Annotated in this window: 16 protein-coding genes and 6 tRNA genes; 19 read left to right on the top strand and 3 right to left on the bottom strand. The window is 44.3% G+C overall.

The window, feature by feature from the left end; translation table 11 throughout:
• The first annotated feature begins 10 nt into the window (after nucleotides 1–10).
• Both argJ and mutT read left to right on the top strand, forming a co-directional pair.
• Entirely contained in the window at nucleotides 11–1,231 is a 1,221-nt protein-coding gene (argJ, locus tag J9B83_RS12255) for a bifunctional glutamate N-acetyltransferase/amino-acid acetyltransferase ArgJ (RefSeq protein WP_211537157.1), read from the top strand.
• Nucleotides 1,231–1,614, top strand: coding sequence for an 8-oxo-dGTP diphosphatase MutT (mutT, locus tag J9B83_RS12250; protein WP_211537156.1), 384 nt, complete (start codon nucleotides 1,231–1,233; stop codon nucleotides 1,612–1,614). Before argJ ends, mutT begins: the two co-directional genes overlap by 1 nt.
• 60 nt (nucleotides 1,615–1,674) lie before the next feature.
• Here the strand turns inward: mutT and J9B83_RS12245 are convergent, their stop codons facing one another.
• Nucleotides 1,675–2,472 (bottom strand): response regulator, encoded by a 798-nt coding sequence (locus tag J9B83_RS12245; RefSeq protein WP_211537155.1) that lies wholly within the window; start codon nucleotides 2,470–2,472, stop codon nucleotides 1,675–1,677.
• 142 nt (nucleotides 2,473–2,614) lie between these two features.
• On the opposite strand from J9B83_RS12245, the gene J9B83_RS12240 reads away from it, so the two are divergent.
• The 4 genes from J9B83_RS12240 (at nucleotide 2,615) to J9B83_RS12225 (ending at nucleotide 5,436) form a co-directional block, all read left to right on the top strand.
• Complete coding sequence (locus tag J9B83_RS12240) at nucleotides 2,615–2,893, top strand: peptidylprolyl isomerase (protein ID WP_211537154.1); 279 nt, start codon at nucleotides 2,615–2,617, stop codon at nucleotides 2,891–2,893.
• 22 nt (nucleotides 2,894–2,915) lie between these two features.
• Nucleotides 2,916–3,341, top strand: coding sequence for a TIGR01244 family sulfur transferase (locus J9B83_RS12235; RefSeq protein WP_211537153.1), 426 nt, complete (start codon nucleotides 2,916–2,918; stop codon nucleotides 3,339–3,341).
• A 94-nt stretch (nucleotides 3,342–3,435) separates the two neighbouring features.
• Complete coding sequence (locus J9B83_RS12230) at nucleotides 3,436–4,047, top strand: helix-turn-helix domain-containing protein (protein WP_211537152.1); 612 nt, start codon at nucleotides 3,436–3,438, stop codon at nucleotides 4,045–4,047.
• Between the two features lie 42 nt (nucleotides 4,048–4,089).
• The gene (locus tag J9B83_RS12225) at nucleotides 4,090–5,436 is read left to right on the top strand and encodes a class II 3-deoxy-7-phosphoheptulonate synthase (protein ID WP_211537146.1); all 1,347 of its coding nucleotides are present in this window, start codon (nucleotides 4,090–4,092) and stop codon (nucleotides 5,434–5,436) included.
• A 90-nt stretch (nucleotides 5,437–5,526) separates the two neighbouring features.
• Here the strand turns inward: J9B83_RS12225 and J9B83_RS12220 are convergent, their stop codons facing one another.
• Together J9B83_RS12220 and J9B83_RS12215 are read right to left on the bottom strand one after the other, a co-directional pair.
• Entirely contained in the window at nucleotides 5,527–6,225 is a 699-nt protein-coding gene (locus J9B83_RS12220) for a GIY-YIG nuclease family protein (RefSeq protein ID WP_211537144.1), read from the bottom strand.
• A 93-nt stretch (nucleotides 6,226–6,318) separates the two neighbouring features.
• Entirely contained in the window at nucleotides 6,319–6,945 is a 627-nt protein-coding gene (locus tag J9B83_RS12215) for an O-methyltransferase (protein WP_211537142.1), read from the bottom strand.
• Between the two features lie 235 nt (nucleotides 6,946–7,180).
• On the opposite strand from J9B83_RS12215, the gene thrS reads away from it, so the two are divergent.
• The 13 genes from thrS (at nucleotide 7,181) to J9B83_RS12150 (ending at nucleotide 14,983) form a co-directional block, all read left to right on the top strand.
• The gene (gene thrS / locus J9B83_RS12210) at nucleotides 7,181–9,118 is read left to right on the top strand and encodes a threonine--tRNA ligase (protein ID WP_211537140.1); all 1,938 of its coding nucleotides are present in this window, start codon (nucleotides 7,181–7,183) and stop codon (nucleotides 9,116–9,118) included.
• An 8-nt stretch (nucleotides 9,119–9,126) separates the two neighbouring features.
• Nucleotides 9,127–9,660, top strand: coding sequence for a translation initiation factor IF-3 (infC, locus tag J9B83_RS12205; protein ID WP_211537134.1), 534 nt, complete (start codon nucleotides 9,127–9,129; stop codon nucleotides 9,658–9,660).
• 49 nt (nucleotides 9,661–9,709) lie between these two features.
• Nucleotides 9,710–9,904 carry a 50S ribosomal protein L35 gene (gene rpmI, locus J9B83_RS12200; protein ID WP_012070284.1) on the top strand — a complete coding sequence of 65 codons (195 nt, stop codon included), beginning with the start codon at nucleotides 9,710–9,712 and terminating at the stop codon, nucleotides 9,902–9,904.
• 47 nt (nucleotides 9,905–9,951) lie between these two features.
• Nucleotides 9,952–10,308 (top strand): 50S ribosomal protein L20, encoded by a 357-nt coding sequence (gene rplT, locus J9B83_RS12195; RefSeq protein WP_024023333.1) that lies wholly within the window; start codon nucleotides 9,952–9,954, stop codon nucleotides 10,306–10,308.
• 126 nt (nucleotides 10,309–10,434) lie between these two features.
• Nucleotides 10,435–11,430, top strand: coding sequence for a phenylalanine--tRNA ligase subunit alpha (gene pheS, locus J9B83_RS12190; RefSeq protein ID WP_211537132.1), 996 nt, complete (start codon nucleotides 10,435–10,437; stop codon nucleotides 11,428–11,430).
• A 22-nt stretch (nucleotides 11,431–11,452) separates the two neighbouring features.
• The gene (gene pheT, locus J9B83_RS12185) at nucleotides 11,453–13,837 is read left to right on the top strand and encodes a phenylalanine--tRNA ligase subunit beta (protein WP_211537119.1); all 2,385 of its coding nucleotides are present in this window, start codon (nucleotides 11,453–11,455) and stop codon (nucleotides 13,835–13,837) included.
• Between the two features lie 4 nt (nucleotides 13,838–13,841).
• Nucleotides 13,842–14,138 (top strand): integration host factor subunit alpha, encoded by a 297-nt coding sequence (locus J9B83_RS12180; protein ID WP_211537112.1) that lies wholly within the window; start codon nucleotides 13,842–13,844, stop codon nucleotides 14,136–14,138.
• A gap of 215 nt (nucleotides 14,139–14,353) precedes the next feature.
• A tRNA-Pro gene (locus J9B83_RS12175) sits at nucleotides 14,354–14,430 on the top strand.
• A gap of 13 nt (nucleotides 14,431–14,443) precedes the next feature.
• Nucleotides 14,444–14,519, top strand: a tRNA-Thr gene (locus J9B83_RS12170).
• A 49-nt stretch (nucleotides 14,520–14,568) separates the two neighbouring features.
• Nucleotides 14,569–14,644: transfer RNA gene (locus tag J9B83_RS12165), tRNA-Thr, on the top strand.
• 44 nt (nucleotides 14,645–14,688) lie between these two features.
• Nucleotides 14,689–14,764, top strand: a tRNA-Thr gene (locus J9B83_RS12160).
• A gap of 44 nt (nucleotides 14,765–14,808) precedes the next feature.
• Nucleotides 14,809–14,884 (top strand) — tRNA-Thr (locus J9B83_RS12155).
• Nucleotides 14,885–14,907: 23 nt separating this feature from the next.
• A tRNA-Val gene (locus J9B83_RS12150) sits at nucleotides 14,908–14,983 on the top strand.

The raw sequence follows: 14,983 nt of genomic DNA, 5'->3' as shown, positions 1-14,983 counted from the left end.
GATAGCTCAAATGGCGGTAGGATTGCATGATTTTCCCTTAATACCGGAAATCAAAGGAATTAGAATTGGCGTGGCGCAAGCTGGTATCAAAAAGCCGAACAAAAAAGACCTCGTTATCTTCGAAATTTGTGAAGGTGCTTCTGTAGCGGGTGTTTTTACGCAAAATGCATTTTGTGCTGCCCCAGTGCGCATTTGTCATCAGCACTTAGATCTAGCCGCTAGCCGATACTTGTTGATTAACACAGGTAACGCCAATGCTGGGACAGGTAAGCCAGGTTTAGAAGCGGCTTTTGAAACCTGTGACGCATTAGCGGGCCTAGTGGGTGTTAAAAGAGAAAGTATACTGCCATTTTCAACGGGTGTGATTGGTGAGCTTTTACCGGTCGATAAAATTGTTGCGGCCATTCCAGACGCTGTTGCAAACTTATCAGCCACCAATTGGCAGTCTGCCGGTATTGGTATTATGACCACAGACACCTTGCCTAAAGGGTCTGTTCGGACGTTTGAGTTCGATGGTCAAACTTACACCATTGGCGGTATTTCTAAAGGTGCCGGTATGATACGCCCTAATATGGCGACCATGTTGGGGTATATCTGTACTGATATCGCCATTGAAACGGCGTTATTACAAGACATCTTAAAAGATACAGTAAATAAGAGTTTTAATCGCATCACTATTGATAGCGATACTTCTACGAATGATTCTTGTATTGCTATCGCTACTGGTTGTGCTGGTAATGCGAAAATTGCCTCGCTTGAAGAGCCGTTAGCGCAAGCTTTTGTGGCTGCCTTCACCGAAGTGATGCAGGAATTAGCGCATGCGATCGTTCGTGATGGTGAAGGGGCAACAAAGTTTGTCACCGTAGAAGTGACCGGTACTCGTGAAAAAGACGATGCAACTAAGGTGGCGTTTGAAATCGCTCATTCCCCTTTGGTGAAGACAGCATTATTTGCCTCGGACCCTAACTGGGGGCGGATCTTGGCCGTAGTCGGACGCGCTGGTGCGGCTGGCTTGAACGTAGATGGTGTTCAGTTACACATAAACGGGGTTGAAATAGCGCGTAACGGTGGTCGCTCTCCAGATTATTTGGAAGAGCAGGGCAAGCAAGCCATGGCGCCGGAAGAAATTCACATAGTAGTGGATTTGGGTATGGGGCAATGTTCTGACGTGGTATGGACAACAGACTTTTCTCATGAGTACGTTACCATCAACGCTGAGTATCGTACCTGATGTTGGTTAAAGTGGCTGTTGGGATTATTCTTCGTGAAGGCCATGTGTTCCTTGCCTTTAGAAACGCAAATCAGCATCAGGGTGGTTTGTGGGAATTTCCTGGCGGAAAGTGTGAAGGCTCTGAAACCCCCGAGGTTGCCTTGGCGCGCGAGTTAAAAGAAGAGTGCGGCATAACTGTCAACTCGTCTTGTCACTTTAAATCTGTGTGTCACGATTATGGTGATAAGCAGGTTGAACTTTGTTTCTATAAAGTCAATGGCTTCTCGGGTGAAGTAATAGGGAAAGAGGGTCAAGAAACTCGCTGGGTACCTATCTCTGCGTTGTCTCAATACGATTTTCCTGAGGCAAACAAAGTGATTGTGTCGGCTTTGTTGTCCTCTTAATCAAGGTGTGCAATAGGTGTCTTGATTTTAAAAAAGAGCTTCTTATCAGAAGCTCTTTTTTTAGTTTAGGATTCTAGCTAATAAGTTCCGAACCGCTTTAGGTTCAAAAGGTTTGCTGCAAATTGCATCTACACCTTCCTGAGTGATGTTGGCAAGCTGACTGTCTTCGGCATTTGAGCTCACCATTAGAATGGGAATATGAGCTAAATTCGTGTCTAACCTGACCGCTTCGGTCAGTTCTCTCCCGTCCATTTCTGGCATGTTGTAATCGGTAACTATCAAGTCAAACTCTGTCTGATTGAGTATTTCAATCGCTTCTTTGCCGTTTTCAGTAAATTCTATGTTTTCTATGCCCATGGTGTTTAAGGTTTTGCTAATATGCTTGCGTGCAAGTAGGCTATCGTCTGTTATTAATACACGGAGCGTTTTAGGATCAAACAATTCTAGGTCGATCTCTTCTTCAACAATGAGGTCTAGCGTAGCGTGAATCGCGCGTGTGAGATCTTTTTGGTTAAAAGGCTTCGGCAATATAGCTAGCACGCCCGACTGTTTCAAATGCTCCAGATGGGCTTTGTTACGATCACTGGAAATAAGCATAAAACACTGATTTTCAGTGTCCTTGTTAGATCGAATTTTGTCAATTAAATCGTCTGCAGACCCATCGGGTAGGTACATAGATGAAATAACTAGATCGGGTGGGAATGAGGTAAGAAAAGACAGTGTTTCTTCAATGCTATTTGCGTACTCAATTTGTCTGATGCCAGCATCTTCAAGTGCGATGGTGATAATTTTTCTTTGGGTGTCTGACGGCTCGACCAAAAGAAGAGAGAGGTCGCCAAGTGCTGCGTAGGAATCCATATTTTAAGCCCGCTCATAGGAGTATGTTTTTTTAGGTCTTTTGCTAAGACTTTCTCGAAGGTTAGTGATCCAACATGGTGTCTTCCATTATACTAAATGGGTTCGTTTGTATTATCTAGTTTGTTTAAGAAGAGGGTGTTGAATGTCCACAGCGAGTGCGTGCCATATTCTAGTGAAAACAAAAGCGGAAGCAGAGACGCTAAAAGCCAAGTTGGATCAAGGGGCTGATTTTCATAAGCTAGCAAAACAATTTTCAACCTGTCCTTCAGGTAAGAAAGGCGGTGATCTTGGTGAATTCCGCAAAGGTGACATGGTAGCGGCTTTTGATAAGGCTGTTTTTACTGGACCACTTTATAAAATCCAAGGCCCGGTGAAAACCCAATTTGGTTTTCACCTGATCAAAGTGTTATACCGTTCTTAAACCTAATATAAAGGAAATATACATGAGTAACCCTATCGAACTAGATGTGAATTATTTTGCAGTACCCCAATTGCTAGAGTCAGACCTTGAATCTATCAAGGCTCAAGGCTTTCAGCGGGTAATTAATAATCGACCCGAGAATGAGGCAGAGGATCAGCCAAATGGCGAGTCATTGCGTTTGGCAGTAGAGGCGATGGGCATGGAATACGTTGCTAATCCAATCGATCTTTCTAAATTTTCCCAAGTACAAGTGGATACGCAGGCGGCGGCCATTGCTGAGACTAAAAAAACCGTGGCTTTTTGTCGTACCGGAACGCGTTCTACGGTTCTATGGGTGCTGTTGGAGAACGCTAAAGGGAAAAATTACGATGATTTGGTCACGTTTGCGGGCAGTAAAGGGTTCGATTTAGGGCGCTGTCAGCCAGCGATGCAGCCTCTAGCAAAGTAATATATCGATAAGTGGTCAGCCATTAGATTTTATTTTTGTTTAATCTAATGGCTTCCTATTAAGTTGTTTAGCATTTTAATTGTATTAGAAAATTATGGTTAGTCGTCCGTCATTAGAAACCGCCACTGCATCCGATCCAGATCGCTTTGTCGAGCCATTAGAGCTGGGTAAGAGAGTGAAAGAAATTCGTCTTGCTAAAGGTTGGACGCTTGAGGAAGTAGGCAAAAGAACAGGTATTGCACGCTCCACTTTATCAAAGATTGAGAACGATCAAGTTTCTCCCAGCTTTACTATTGTTCAGAAGCTTATAAATGGTTTAGAAATGGACCTACCACAGCTGTTTGTGGAGGCAAGTGAACGCTCTATTGCTGGAAGGCGAGATATAACTCGTAAAGGTAAGGGCGAACCTCATCCGACTGCTACCTATGAGCATGAACTGTTAAATTATTCAATAAGCCGCAAAAAAATGGTGCCTTTTAAGACAAAGGTACGTGCACGGTCTTTTGCTGAGTTTAAAGAGTGGGTCCGCCACGATGGTGAAGAGTTCCTGTTAGTGTTAGAAGGTAAAATTAATTTTTTCTCTGAGCTCTATGAGCCGATTGAATTAAAAGAAGGTGATAGCGTGTATTATGATGCCACCATGGGGCATGCTCTTGTGTCGTTATCAGTAGAAGACGCTGAAATTTTATGGGTAGTGGCCCGTTAACAAAGATTGAAAATATTACGCAGAAAAAGGTTGTAACTGATTATGAATGAGTGGGGTTTAACAAGTTGGAGAGAGAAAACGGCGTTACAGCAGCCGGTTTATCCTAGTGCGGAGCATCTTGCTCAAGTTGAAAGTACGTTGGGAAAAATGCCTCCTCTTGTGTTTGCAGGTGAAGCTCGCCAATTGAAAAAAGCGTTAGCGCAAGTCGCCAATGGCCAGTCCTTTTTGTTGCAGGGTGGTGACTGTGCCGAGAGTTTTGCTGAGTTTCATGCAAATAACATTCGTGACACTTTTAAAGTGATGCTGCAAATGGCGGTTGTGCTGACTTATGCGGGCAAATGCCCTGTAGTGAAAGTTGGGCGTATGGCGGGTCAGTTTGCTAAGCCTCGTTCATCTGGTATGGAATCGATTAACGGTGTTGAGTTGCCAAGTTATCGTGGCGACATAATTAATGGTATAGATTTCACTGAAAGCGCCCGTGTGCCGGATCCAGAGCGTTTGATTCAAGTGTATAACCAAAGTGCCGCTACAATGAACTTGCTGCGCGCTTTTGCTCAAGGTGGCTTTGCCGATCTTCATCAGGTTCACCAATGGAACTTAGATTTCCTAAATGCCAGCCCAGCAGGCAGCCGTTTTCAGGGTGTCGCAAGTAAAATTGACGATGCGCTGCAATTTATGGAGGCCTGTGGTGTTGGTTCAGGTATCGGTCAGCTTAAAGAGACAGATTTTTATACTTCCCATGAGGCTTTATTGTTACCTTATGAGCAAGCTCTGACTCGCAAAGATAGCTTAACGGGGGAGTGGTACGACTGTTCGGCACACATGTTGTGGATTGGCGATCGTACGCGCCAACTTGATGGTGCTCATGTTGAATTCTTACGCGGCGTACAAAATCCCATCGGAGTCAAAGCCGGTCCAACCATGGATCCTGAGGATTTGTTGAAACTTTGTGATGCCTTGAACCCAAACAATGAAGCAGGGCGACTCAACATTATCGTACGCATGGGAGCGGATAAAGTAGAAGAGGGTATGCCAAAGCTTATTCAAGCGATTCAGCGTGAAGGTAAGCAAGTGGTTTGGAGTAGTGATCCGATGCATGGCAATACCGTCAAGGCTTCTACCGGCTATAAAACCCGTCGTGTAGACGATGTGTTAAAAGAAGTGCAGCAGTTTTTCCAGGTGCATAAAGCTGAAGGTAGTTACGCTGGTGGTGTTCACTTTGAAATGACAGGACAGAATGTGACGGAGTGTGTGGGTGGCGCTTTTGAAGTAACCGAAGCGGATTTGGCCGACCGTTACCATACGCATTGTGATCCTCGCCTAAATGCGGATCAATCTTTAGAGTTAGCGTTCATGATTTCAGAGACGCTGAAAAAAGCGAGAGCATGATTTCGTTTTAGCTATATGTTTAGAAAAAAAGCTCAGTTATCACTAACTGAGCTTTTTTTGTAATCGTTGTTTTATATAGCGTCGATTGTATTAACTTTTACGTTTACGAAAAGTTGAAGTGGCAGATTTAGAGGTAACATCAATTTTTGCCATGATAAGTGCCATCTCTTCAGCTTCTGCTTGTTGTTGTGATTTTAAAGCTTCTTCGCGTTCTTTTTTCGACGCTCGTTCTGCTTCATTGAGCATTTTCTGAATGCTGGCTTTGCTTTTTGCTCGCGGTGCCGCTTTTTTCTTTTCTGGCGTTATCGCTGCTGGCGTGCCTAAACGATCTTCTCCGATCAATTCGCCGAAGAAAGATTTTGTCGTTGGGGCTGGCTCGATGGATTTTTTCGGCAATTCAACAGTTTTTTTTACCGCGGTCTTGCGTGTTTTTTTAGGTTGCTCTGCTGTTGATACGCCATTGGCGTCAAACAAGGCCTTTTTACCTAAATTTAAACTTGCTGTTTTTTCAGCGGTTTGTGCAATTTTATAACCGCGTAAACTTTCGCCGTTGTAGATAGAAATGTAATCAGTTTCTAGTTCATACAGCTCTTGTTTATCGCTGGTTTCGTAAAGTTCTTCAACGGTAAAGGCATCAACACCACTTTCTCTGATGTCGTTGTACAATGGGAAATCAAGACCTTCATTAGTGGCCTCCACGTATTGTTCAAAGCGTTGAAAGCCGCTGTTGAATGATGTGCCAATGTAGTGTTTACCGGTGATATTATTCGTGATTCTAAAAACGACCAAAATCGCTGCCTCTTACGTAATGCTTTTAATAGCGCATAACACCCAATCACCTAAGAATTGTCTTAAGTGAGCGGGATGCTATAAGGAATAGGGTTAGTGTTTTACGACGATGTTTAAGCCATCACGTACATGTAAATGCACGTTTTCAACACGCTTATCTTCTGCGATCAAGCGATTGAGTTGATTGACGGCAATATCGCTGTTTTCTTTCGGGTCAAGAACTCGTCCTTGCCATAGTGAATTATCAATGATAATAAGGCCGCCAGAACGAACGAGTGGTAGAACGGCTTCGTAATAATTTAAGTAATTACGTTTATCAGCATCAATGAAAACAAAATCAAACTCGCCTTCGAGCGTTTTGATTGTTTCTAAAGCAGGGCCAAAAATCGGTTGAATTTTGTGTCCATGCTCACTACGGTCAAAGAAAGTCTGAGCGAACTCGATGGCTCTAGGATTCGTTTCACAACAGATTAGCTGGCCTTTAATATGCATTCCTTCCGCAATGGAGAGGGCCGAATAGCCAGTAAACATACCAATTTCTAATGCACGTTTAGGTTGAGAGATTCTAGCCAACAGTTTTAATGTGCGACCAACGGTTTTGCCTGACAACTTGTTGGGGTAGCCCATATCTGAGTAAGTCTTTTCGACCAACTCTATCAGTAAATCCGGTTCTGCTTGAGTAGTGTCAATGCAGTAGTCGTCAAGTGTTGTAAAATCCATAGTGCCTTTGATTCATGGTGTCTGTGTGAACGGATGGTAATTTTACTCTGAGTACAGAGAATGTCTATGGTTTAGAGGGATAAAAAAAGCTTGATTTTCGTCGATGGCGGCTAGGCGCTGTTAGAAATGAAATTTAAATTAGATTCGCATGAATAATCGAATAATGATAGGTTATGCGCTGAATTTACATGTGCTCTTTGGTATGGAGCACCACTGACTCCGATAGGGGAATAAAATGCCTGTAATTACTTTGCCTGATGGCAGCCAACGTTCTTTTTCAAATCCTGTAACCGTGATGCAAGTGGCCGAAGATATTGGGCCAGGGCTTGCTAAAGCAACGGTTGCGGGTCGTATTAATGGTCAGCTTGTTGACGCCTGTGAACTTATTTCCGACGACGCAGACATCAGCATCGTTACTGGTAAAGATGCTGATGGGGTGGACATTATTCGCCACTCTTTTGCTCACTTAGTCGGTCATGCAGTCAAGCAGCTGTATCCTACTGCTAAAATGGCCATCGGCCCTGTGATCGACGAAGGTTTTTATTACGATATTGCCTATGAGCGACCATTCACGCCAGACGATTTGGTAGCCATTGAAAAACGCATGGGAGAATTGGTTAAGGCTGATTACGATGTGATCAAAAAGATGACACCCATCGCTGAAGCGCGCCAGCAATTTGTTGATCGTGGTGAAACCTACAAAGTTGCCTTGATCGATGACATGGATGCTTCTGTTGAAAATGTTGGTCTGTACCATCATGAAGAATACATGGATATGTGTCGTGGCCCACACGTTGCGAATACACGCGTATTGCGCCATTTTAAATTGATGAAACTTGCTGGCGCTTATTGGCGCGGTGATTCTAATAATGAGCAGCTTCAGCGTATTTATGGTACAGCGTGGAATGACAAGAAAGAATTGAAATCCTATTTGACACGCATTGAAGAGGCTGAAAAGCGTGATCATCGTAAGTTAGGTAAAAAACTCGATTTATTTCATGTTCAAGAAGAAGCGCCTGGCATGGTGTTTTGGCATCCTAAAGGCTGGCGTTTGTATCAGGTTGTTGAGCAGTACATGCGCCAAAAGCAACTTGATAACAATTACCAAGAAGTCAAAACACCCCAAATTGTCGATCGTGTTCTTTGGGAAAAATCAGGGCACTGGGGTAAGTATCATGAAAACATGTTTACTACTCATTCTGAAAACCGTGATTACGCGGTGAAGCCGATGAACTGTCCTTGTCATATTCAAGTGTATAATCAAGGGCTTAAAAGTTACCGCGACTTACCATTTCGCATGGCGGAGTTTGGTTCGTGTCATCGTAATGAGCCATCTGGTGCTCTGCATGGCATTATGCGTGTGCGTAACTTTGTTCAAGACGATGGTCATATTTTTGTCACTGAAGGTCAGATCCAAAAAGAAGTGTCTGAATTCATTGATTTATTGCACGAAGTTTATGCAGACTTTGGTTTTGACAGCATTATTTACCGTCTATCGACTCGACCTGAGCAGCGCGTTGGGTCTGACGATGTATGGGATAAAGCTGAGAAGGCTTTGTCTGAAGCCTTAGATTCAGCGGGTCTTGATTGGGAAGAGTTGCCTGGAGAAGGTGCGTTCTACGGTCCAAAAATAGAGTTTTCTTTGAAAGATGCCATTGGCCGAGTGTGGCAATGCGGTACCATCCAAGTTGACTTTTCTATGCCGACTAGATTGGGTGCTCAATATGTGTCAGAAGATGGTTCACGCCAAACGCCCGTCATGTTACACCGTGCCATAGTGGGATCGCTTGAGCGTTTCATCGGTATTCTAATAGAAGAAACAGAAGGTGCTTTTCCTGTCTGGCTTGCACCGGAACAAGTTGTTATCATGAACATTACAGATCGCCAAGCAGAGTATTGTGCTGATTTGGAAAAAAGATTGAATTCAAATGGCTTTAGAGCAAAACTTGACTTGAGAAACGAGAAGATCGGGTTTAAAATCCGCGAGCATACTCTTCAACGAGTACCGTACATGATCGTTGTTGGTGATAAAGAGGTTGAGCAAGAACAAGTTGCTGTTCGTACCCGTACCGGCGATGATCTTGGAGTGATGAGTATTTCCGATTTTGAAGGTTTGCTTCAAAAAGAAATTGCTCGCCGTAGCCGTAAACAAGAAGTGGAGATAGTACTATAAAAGGTAATATGAATCGTGGGCGTGCAGCTAGTAAGCAGCGTCCTCAAATCAACGAGAACATTCGAGCAACTGAAGTCCGACTAATCGCGGCTGATGGTGAACAAATTGGTGTTGTTTCGATTGAGGAAGCGCTAAAGGCGGCTCAAGAAGCAACCCTTGACCTAGTACAAATTGCTGATTCCGATCCGATTGTTTGTAAAATCATGGACTACGGCAAGCATATTTTCGAGGCCAAAAAAGCGAAAGCGGCCCAAAAGAAAAATGCGAAGCAAATTCAGGTAAAAGAAATGAAATTCCGTCCAGGGACGGAGGAAGGGGATTATCAGGTAAAACTCCGCAACCTGATACGTTTCCTTGAAGGCGGGGATAAGGCCAAAGTATCACTAAGATACCGCGGTCGTGAAATGGCCCATCAGGAGCTTGGTATGCAACTTATGAATCGAGTCGCTCAAGACTTAGAGGAATATGGTGCAGTAGAGCAAGCTGCGAAAATGGAAGGTCGTCAATTGACTATGGTGCTAGGCCCCAAAAAGAAGAAGTAATTTTTAAATAAATTACACTAACATTAACGAATGCGAGAGTGGTTTTATCATGTCCAAAATTAAGTCACACAGTGGCGCAGCTAAGCGCTTCAAACGTACCGCGAATGGTTTTAAGCATAAGCAGTCTCATACTAGTCACATTTTGACTAAGAAATCGACTAAGCGTAAGCGTCATCTTCGTTCTATGAACCAGATTGCGCAAAGCGATAAAGCGTTGATCGTACGCATGTTGCCGTACATCTAAGTCTCGATTTTTTTAGTTCATTAATTTATTAGTATAAGGTTTATATTATGCCTCGCGTAAAACGTGGTGTTCAGGCTCGTCGCCGTCACAAGAAGATTTTAAAGCAAGCTAAAGGTTACTACGGTGCACGTAGCCGTGTATTTCGTGTAGCTAAACAAGCTGTTATCAAAGCTGGTCAATACCAATACCGTGACCGTCGTCAGCGTAAACGTCAATTCCGCGCTTTGTGGATTGCTCGTATCAACGCGGCTGCACGTATCAATGGTCTATCTTACAGCCGTTTCATTGCTGGCTTGAAAAAAGCAGCAATCGAAATTGACCGTAAAGTATTGGCTGATCTAGCTGTGTACGAGAAAGAAGTTTTTGCTGCTATCGTTGAAAAAGCGAAAGCAAGCTTGGCTTAATTTCTGACGTAGCTTTAGAGTGTTAGAACTTGAGGATTATTTTCTAATGGTTCTAGCATTCAATGCAGTCTTTGATAGGGGAAGAGCCAATGGTTCTTCCCCTATTTTATTTTTTGGAGTGTGAAAATGGAGAACCTAAAACAGATTCTGGCTGATGCGCTTAACGCCGTCGCTGCATCTGAGAGTGAGGCCGCGCTGGATGATGTACGAGTACATTATTTGGGTAAGAAAGGCGCTCTAACCGCTTTGTTAAAACAGCTTGGAAATGTTTCGGCAGAAGATAGACCGAAATTTGGGCAGTTGGTAAACGAAGCCAAAGGTCAAGTTCAAGAGAAGATTACCGAACATAAGGCACAGTTAACAAAGGCTGCATTAAACGCCAAGCTGTCGTCTGAAACCATTGATATTTCATTGTCTGGTAAAGGGCAGGATATTGGTGGTTTGCATCCTGTGACTCGAACCATGGAGCGGATAGAAACTTTTTTCCGTGGCATTGGTTTTGATGTGGCAGCTGGGCCTGAAATCGAAGACGATTATCACAACTTCGAAGCGTTAAATATTCCAGCTCACCACCCCGCACGAGCGATGCAGGATACGTTTTATTTCAATCCAAATACCGTATTGAGAACGCATACTTCACCTGTCCAAGTTCGCACCATGGAAACCACACAGCCGCCTATTCGTATTATTTGTCCTGGTCGTGTGTATCGTTGTGACTCTGATCAGACGCACACACCAATGTTTCATCAGGTGGAAGGGTTGTTAATTGACGAGAATATCTCGTTTGCTGATTTAAAAGGTATTTTGCAGCAATTTCTTAATGTGTTTTTTGAAGATGACCTGAAAGTACGCTTTCGTCCTAGTTACTTCCCCTTCACAGAGCCTTCTATTGAAGTGGACATCATGCGCACAAACTCTAAGGGTGAAGAATCTTGGTTGGAAGTGTTAGGTTGCGGCATGGTTCATCCTAAAGTGCTTGAAATGTCAGGGATCGATTCAGAGAAATATACCGGTTTTGCCTTTGGTATGGGTGTCGAGCGCTTTGCTATGCTGCGTTATAAGGTCGATGATCTGCGTATGTTTTTTGAAAATGATTTGCGCTTCCTCAAGCAGTTCAAGTAATCAATTGACCTAGGATGAATATATGAAAATTAGTGAGAATTGGCTAAGAGAGTGGGTCAATCCAAGTATCAGTAGTGACGATTTGGTTGCTCAAATTACGTTGGCTGGCCTTGAAGTAGATGAAGTGTTACCGGTTGCTTCGGCTTTTAGCGGTGTGGTAGTAGGCGAAATTATTAGTGCCGAACAGCATCCTAATGCCGATAAGCTACGAGTGTGTCAGGTAACCGACGGACAAGAAATGTTTCAGGTAGTGTGTGGTGCGCCAAATGCGCGCGTTGGCATCAAGATTCCATTTGCTAAAATTGGTGCCGTGCTTGGTGCTGATTTTAAAATCAAAAAGGCCAAGCTGCGTCAAGTTGAGTCCTTTGGGATGTTGTGTTCTGCATCTGAGTTAGGTCTTAGCGACGACCATGACGGCATCATGGAGTTGCCTTTAAGTGCGCAAACGGGTGACGATTTCCGTACGTATTTAGATTTAGACGACAAAATTATTGATGTTGACCTTACTCCGAACCGTAGCGATTGCCTAAGTTTGGCGGGTTTGGCGCGTGAAGTAGGTGTGTTGAACAAAACAGATGTGACGCCAGTTGATGTGCAGCCAGCGTCGGTTACGATCGAAGATGTGTTTCCTGTTCGCATCGACGCAAAAGAGGCGTGTCCACGCTACCTAGGCCGTGTTATTCGTGGTGTAAATGTCACCGCTGAGACGCCTTTATGGATGGTTGAGAAACTGCGCCGTAGCGGTATTCGTTCTATTGACCCTATTGTGGACATTACCAACTTTGTTATGTTGGAGTTGGGTCAGCCCATGCATGCTTTTGATTTGACAAACTTGTCTGGTGCTGTGGTTGTTCGAATGGCGCAGCGAGATGAAAAAATCGTATTGCTTGATGGTCAAACTGTCGCTTTGCGTGAAGATACGCTGGTTATTGCAGATGAAAAAATGCCATTAGCCATCGCGGGCGTCATGGGTGGTGAAGGCTCTGGCGTTAGTGCAGAAACACAAGATATCTTTTTGGAAAGTGCTTTTTTTGCACCTCTTGCCCTAGCTGGAAAGGCCCGTTCTTATGGCTTGCATACCGATGCGTCCCATCGATACGAGCGTGGCGTTGATGCAACCTTGCAAGAAAAAGCGATGGAGCGAGCAACGGCGTTGATTGTGGCTATTGCCGGCGGTCAAGTTGGTCCTATTGCCAGCCAGCAAAGCGATGAAGATTTGCCGCAAGCGGCCGTGGTGACGTTGCGTCGTAAAAAGCTTGATCAATATTTGGCGTTGTCTATTGAGAGTGAGCTGGTGACGGACATTTTGACCCGTCTTGGCCTAGAAATGCTCGAAGTAAGTGATGATACCTGGGTAACAAAAGCGCCTTCTCATCGATTTGATATTGCTATAGAGGCCGATTTAATTGAAGAAGTGGCGCGAATTTACGGTTATGACAACTTGCCTTCTTCTATGCCTCAAGCCGCGGTGAATTTTACGCCGCTTTCTGAAGCGAAATCTCAGATTCAGGTGTTACGTTCTATTTTAGTTTCTCAGGGTTATCAAGAGGCGGTGACTTATAGCTTTATTGATCCAAACCTGAGCAAGCAATTTTTGCCGAATATTGAGCCTGTTCCATTGGCGAATCCTATATCGGCGGATATGGGTGTGATGCGTCCTAGTCTCGTGCCGGGTTTGGTGAAAGCGTATCTTTACAACCAAAATCGCCAGCAATCTCGTGTGAGGTTGTTTGAAACAGGGCGTCGCTTCATTGGTTCTGTTGATGCTTTGGCAGAATTGGATCAACAGCAGCAAATCGCTGGCTTGATTGCTGGAACTCGACACTCCGAAGCATGGTATCACAATAACGAGAAGGTCGATTTTTACGATCTAAAAGCGCACGTCGAAGCCTTGTTTGAGCTTAACGAGGGCGGTAAACCAACCTACGAGCGATCTGAGTGTGAGTATTTGCATCCTGGTCGTTCCGCTGATGTCTATGTGGGTGGTCAGTTTGTTGGTCTGATGGGAGAGCTTCATCCTCAGTTGTCTAAGGCGTTAGGGGCTAATCAGCCAATCTATGTCTTTGATATCGCTTTGGAGGCTGTGCTTAATGCTCGCTTACCTGAATACAAGTCTGTGTCGCGCTTTCCAGAAGTGCGTCGAGATTTGGCCTTGCTGGTTGATCGAGATGTGCCAGTTAGTGCGCTTGAATCCGTTATTACAGAGGCGGCTGGTGAAGCGTTCAGTAAGGTGCTCGTTTTCGATATTTATCAAGGCCAAGGTATTGATGAATCGAAAAAAAGTGTCGCCCTAGGCTTGACGTGGCAACATCCTTCACACACTCTTAGTGACGAAGAAGTAAACAATTCTGTTGAACATATAGTGGCGGCATTGTCTGAGCATTTAGGAGCCGTGGTAAGGGGGTAATGTTATGGGATCGTTGACGAAAGCGGACCTTGCTGAAAATTTAGTCGATACAGTGGGTCTAAGTAAGAAAGACGCGAAAGATCTTGTTGAAGGTTTTTTCGATGTGGTTCGTGGCACCTTGATTGAAAGGCAGCAAGTTAAGCTATCTGGCTTTGGTAATTTTGAAGTGCGTGAAAAGAGTCAGCGACCTGGCCGTAACCCTAAAACGGGAGAGGAAATTCCTATTACTGCTCGTACCGTTGTGACGTTTCGCCCTGGGCAAAAGCTTAAGTCGAAAGTAGAAGACTATATGCAAGAGTAAAAAACAGCATTAAAAAAGCCGCCTTGTTGACTAGACTGTGTGAAACAGCTTATCAGCAGGGCGGCTTTTTTGTTGTTTTTAAAAGATAGGCTGACCATTTATCCCGTTACCTTTTTTTAAAAAAAAGTGTACAAAAGTCTTCCCTTTTCAAATTGTTATAGTAATATACGCACCCGCTGACAGAGATAAGAACTTGTTTCTTTTGACGTTAGTTTCGGGGCGTAGCGCAGCCTGGTAGCGCACTAGCATGGGGTGCTAGTGGTCGCAGGTTCAAATCCTGCCGTCCCGACCATAATTTGAGAAATGCCGCTATAGCTCAGTTGGTAGAGCATCTGACTTGTAATCAGAGGGTCCCGAGTTCGACTCTTGGTGGCGGCACCAGATTTTGGTCGAAGTTCTCTTAGAGAGCAAAAAAATAGATTTTAGTTACGCCGCTATAGCTCAGTTGGTAGAGCATCTGACTTGTAATCAGAGGGTCCCGAGTTCGACTCTTGGTGGCGGCACCATTTCAACCTTGTTGAAATGTTATAACTAAACTGCGTCATGGTATGCCGCTATAGCTCAGTTGGTAGAGCATCTGACTTGTAATCAGAGGGTCCCGAGTTCGACTCTTGGTGGCGGCACCATTTCAACCTTGTTGAAATGTTATAACTAAACTGCGTCATGGTATGCCGCTATAGCTCAGTTGGTAGAGCATCTGACTTGTAATCAGAGGGTCCCGAGTTCGACTCTTGGTGGCGGCACCAATCATTGATAAGTATGTTTATCTGGGTGTGTAGCTCAGTTGGGAGAGCGTCGCCCTTACAAGGCGAATGTCGGGGGTTCGAACCCCTCCACACCCACCA

Origin of the sequence: Marinomonas vulgaris, assembly GCF_018145875.1 — a bacterium.
GTDB classification, from domain to species: domain Bacteria; phylum Pseudomonadota; class Gammaproteobacteria; order Pseudomonadales; family Marinomonadaceae; genus Marinomonas; species Marinomonas vulgaris.
The sequence above is the reverse complement of the archived record's forward strand: the minus strand, read 5'-3'. Positions and strand labels throughout refer to the sequence as shown.

What these genes read in the sequence shown, in the direction of transcription:
- argJ (WP_211537157.1), top strand. Translation starts at nt 11, where the DNA reads ATGGCGGTAGGATTGCATGATTTTCCCTTAATACCGGAAATCAAAGGA.
- mutT (WP_211537156.1), top strand. Translation starts at nt 1,231, where the DNA reads ATGTTGGTTAAAGTGGCTGTTGGGATTATTCTTCGTGAAGGCCATGTG.
- J9B83_RS12245 (WP_211537155.1), bottom strand. Translation starts at nt 2,472, where the DNA reads ATGGATTCCTACGCAGCACTTGGCGACCTCTCTCTTCTTTTGGTCGAG.
- J9B83_RS12240 (WP_211537154.1), top strand. Translation starts at nt 2,615, where the DNA reads ATGTCCACAGCGAGTGCGTGCCATATTCTAGTGAAAACAAAAGCGGAA.
- J9B83_RS12235 (WP_211537153.1), top strand. Translation starts at nt 2,916, where the DNA reads ATGAGTAACCCTATCGAACTAGATGTGAATTATTTTGCAGTACCCCAA.
- J9B83_RS12230 (WP_211537152.1), top strand. Translation starts at nt 3,436, where the DNA reads ATGGTTAGTCGTCCGTCATTAGAAACCGCCACTGCATCCGATCCAGAT.
- J9B83_RS12225 (WP_211537146.1), top strand. Translation starts at nt 4,090, where the DNA reads ATGAATGAGTGGGGTTTAACAAGTTGGAGAGAGAAAACGGCGTTACAG.
- J9B83_RS12215 (WP_211537142.1), bottom strand. Translation starts at nt 6,945, where the DNA reads ATGGATTTTACAACACTTGACGACTACTGCATTGACACTACTCAAGCA.
- thrS (WP_211537140.1), top strand. Translation starts at nt 7,181, where the DNA reads ATGCCTGTAATTACTTTGCCTGATGGCAGCCAACGTTCTTTTTCAAAT.
- infC (WP_211537134.1), top strand. Translation starts at nt 9,127, where the DNA reads ATGAATCGTGGGCGTGCAGCTAGTAAGCAGCGTCCTCAAATCAACGAG.
- rpmI (WP_012070284.1), top strand. Translation starts at nt 9,710, where the DNA reads ATGTCCAAAATTAAGTCACACAGTGGCGCAGCTAAGCGCTTCAAACGT.
- rplT (WP_024023333.1), top strand. Translation starts at nt 9,952, where the DNA reads ATGCCTCGCGTAAAACGTGGTGTTCAGGCTCGTCGCCGTCACAAGAAG.
- pheS (WP_211537132.1), top strand. Translation starts at nt 10,435, where the DNA reads ATGGAGAACCTAAAACAGATTCTGGCTGATGCGCTTAACGCCGTCGCT.
- pheT (WP_211537119.1), top strand. Translation starts at nt 11,453, where the DNA reads ATGAAAATTAGTGAGAATTGGCTAAGAGAGTGGGTCAATCCAAGTATC.
- J9B83_RS12180 (WP_211537112.1), top strand. Translation starts at nt 13,842, where the DNA reads ATGGGATCGTTGACGAAAGCGGACCTTGCTGAAAATTTAGTCGATACA.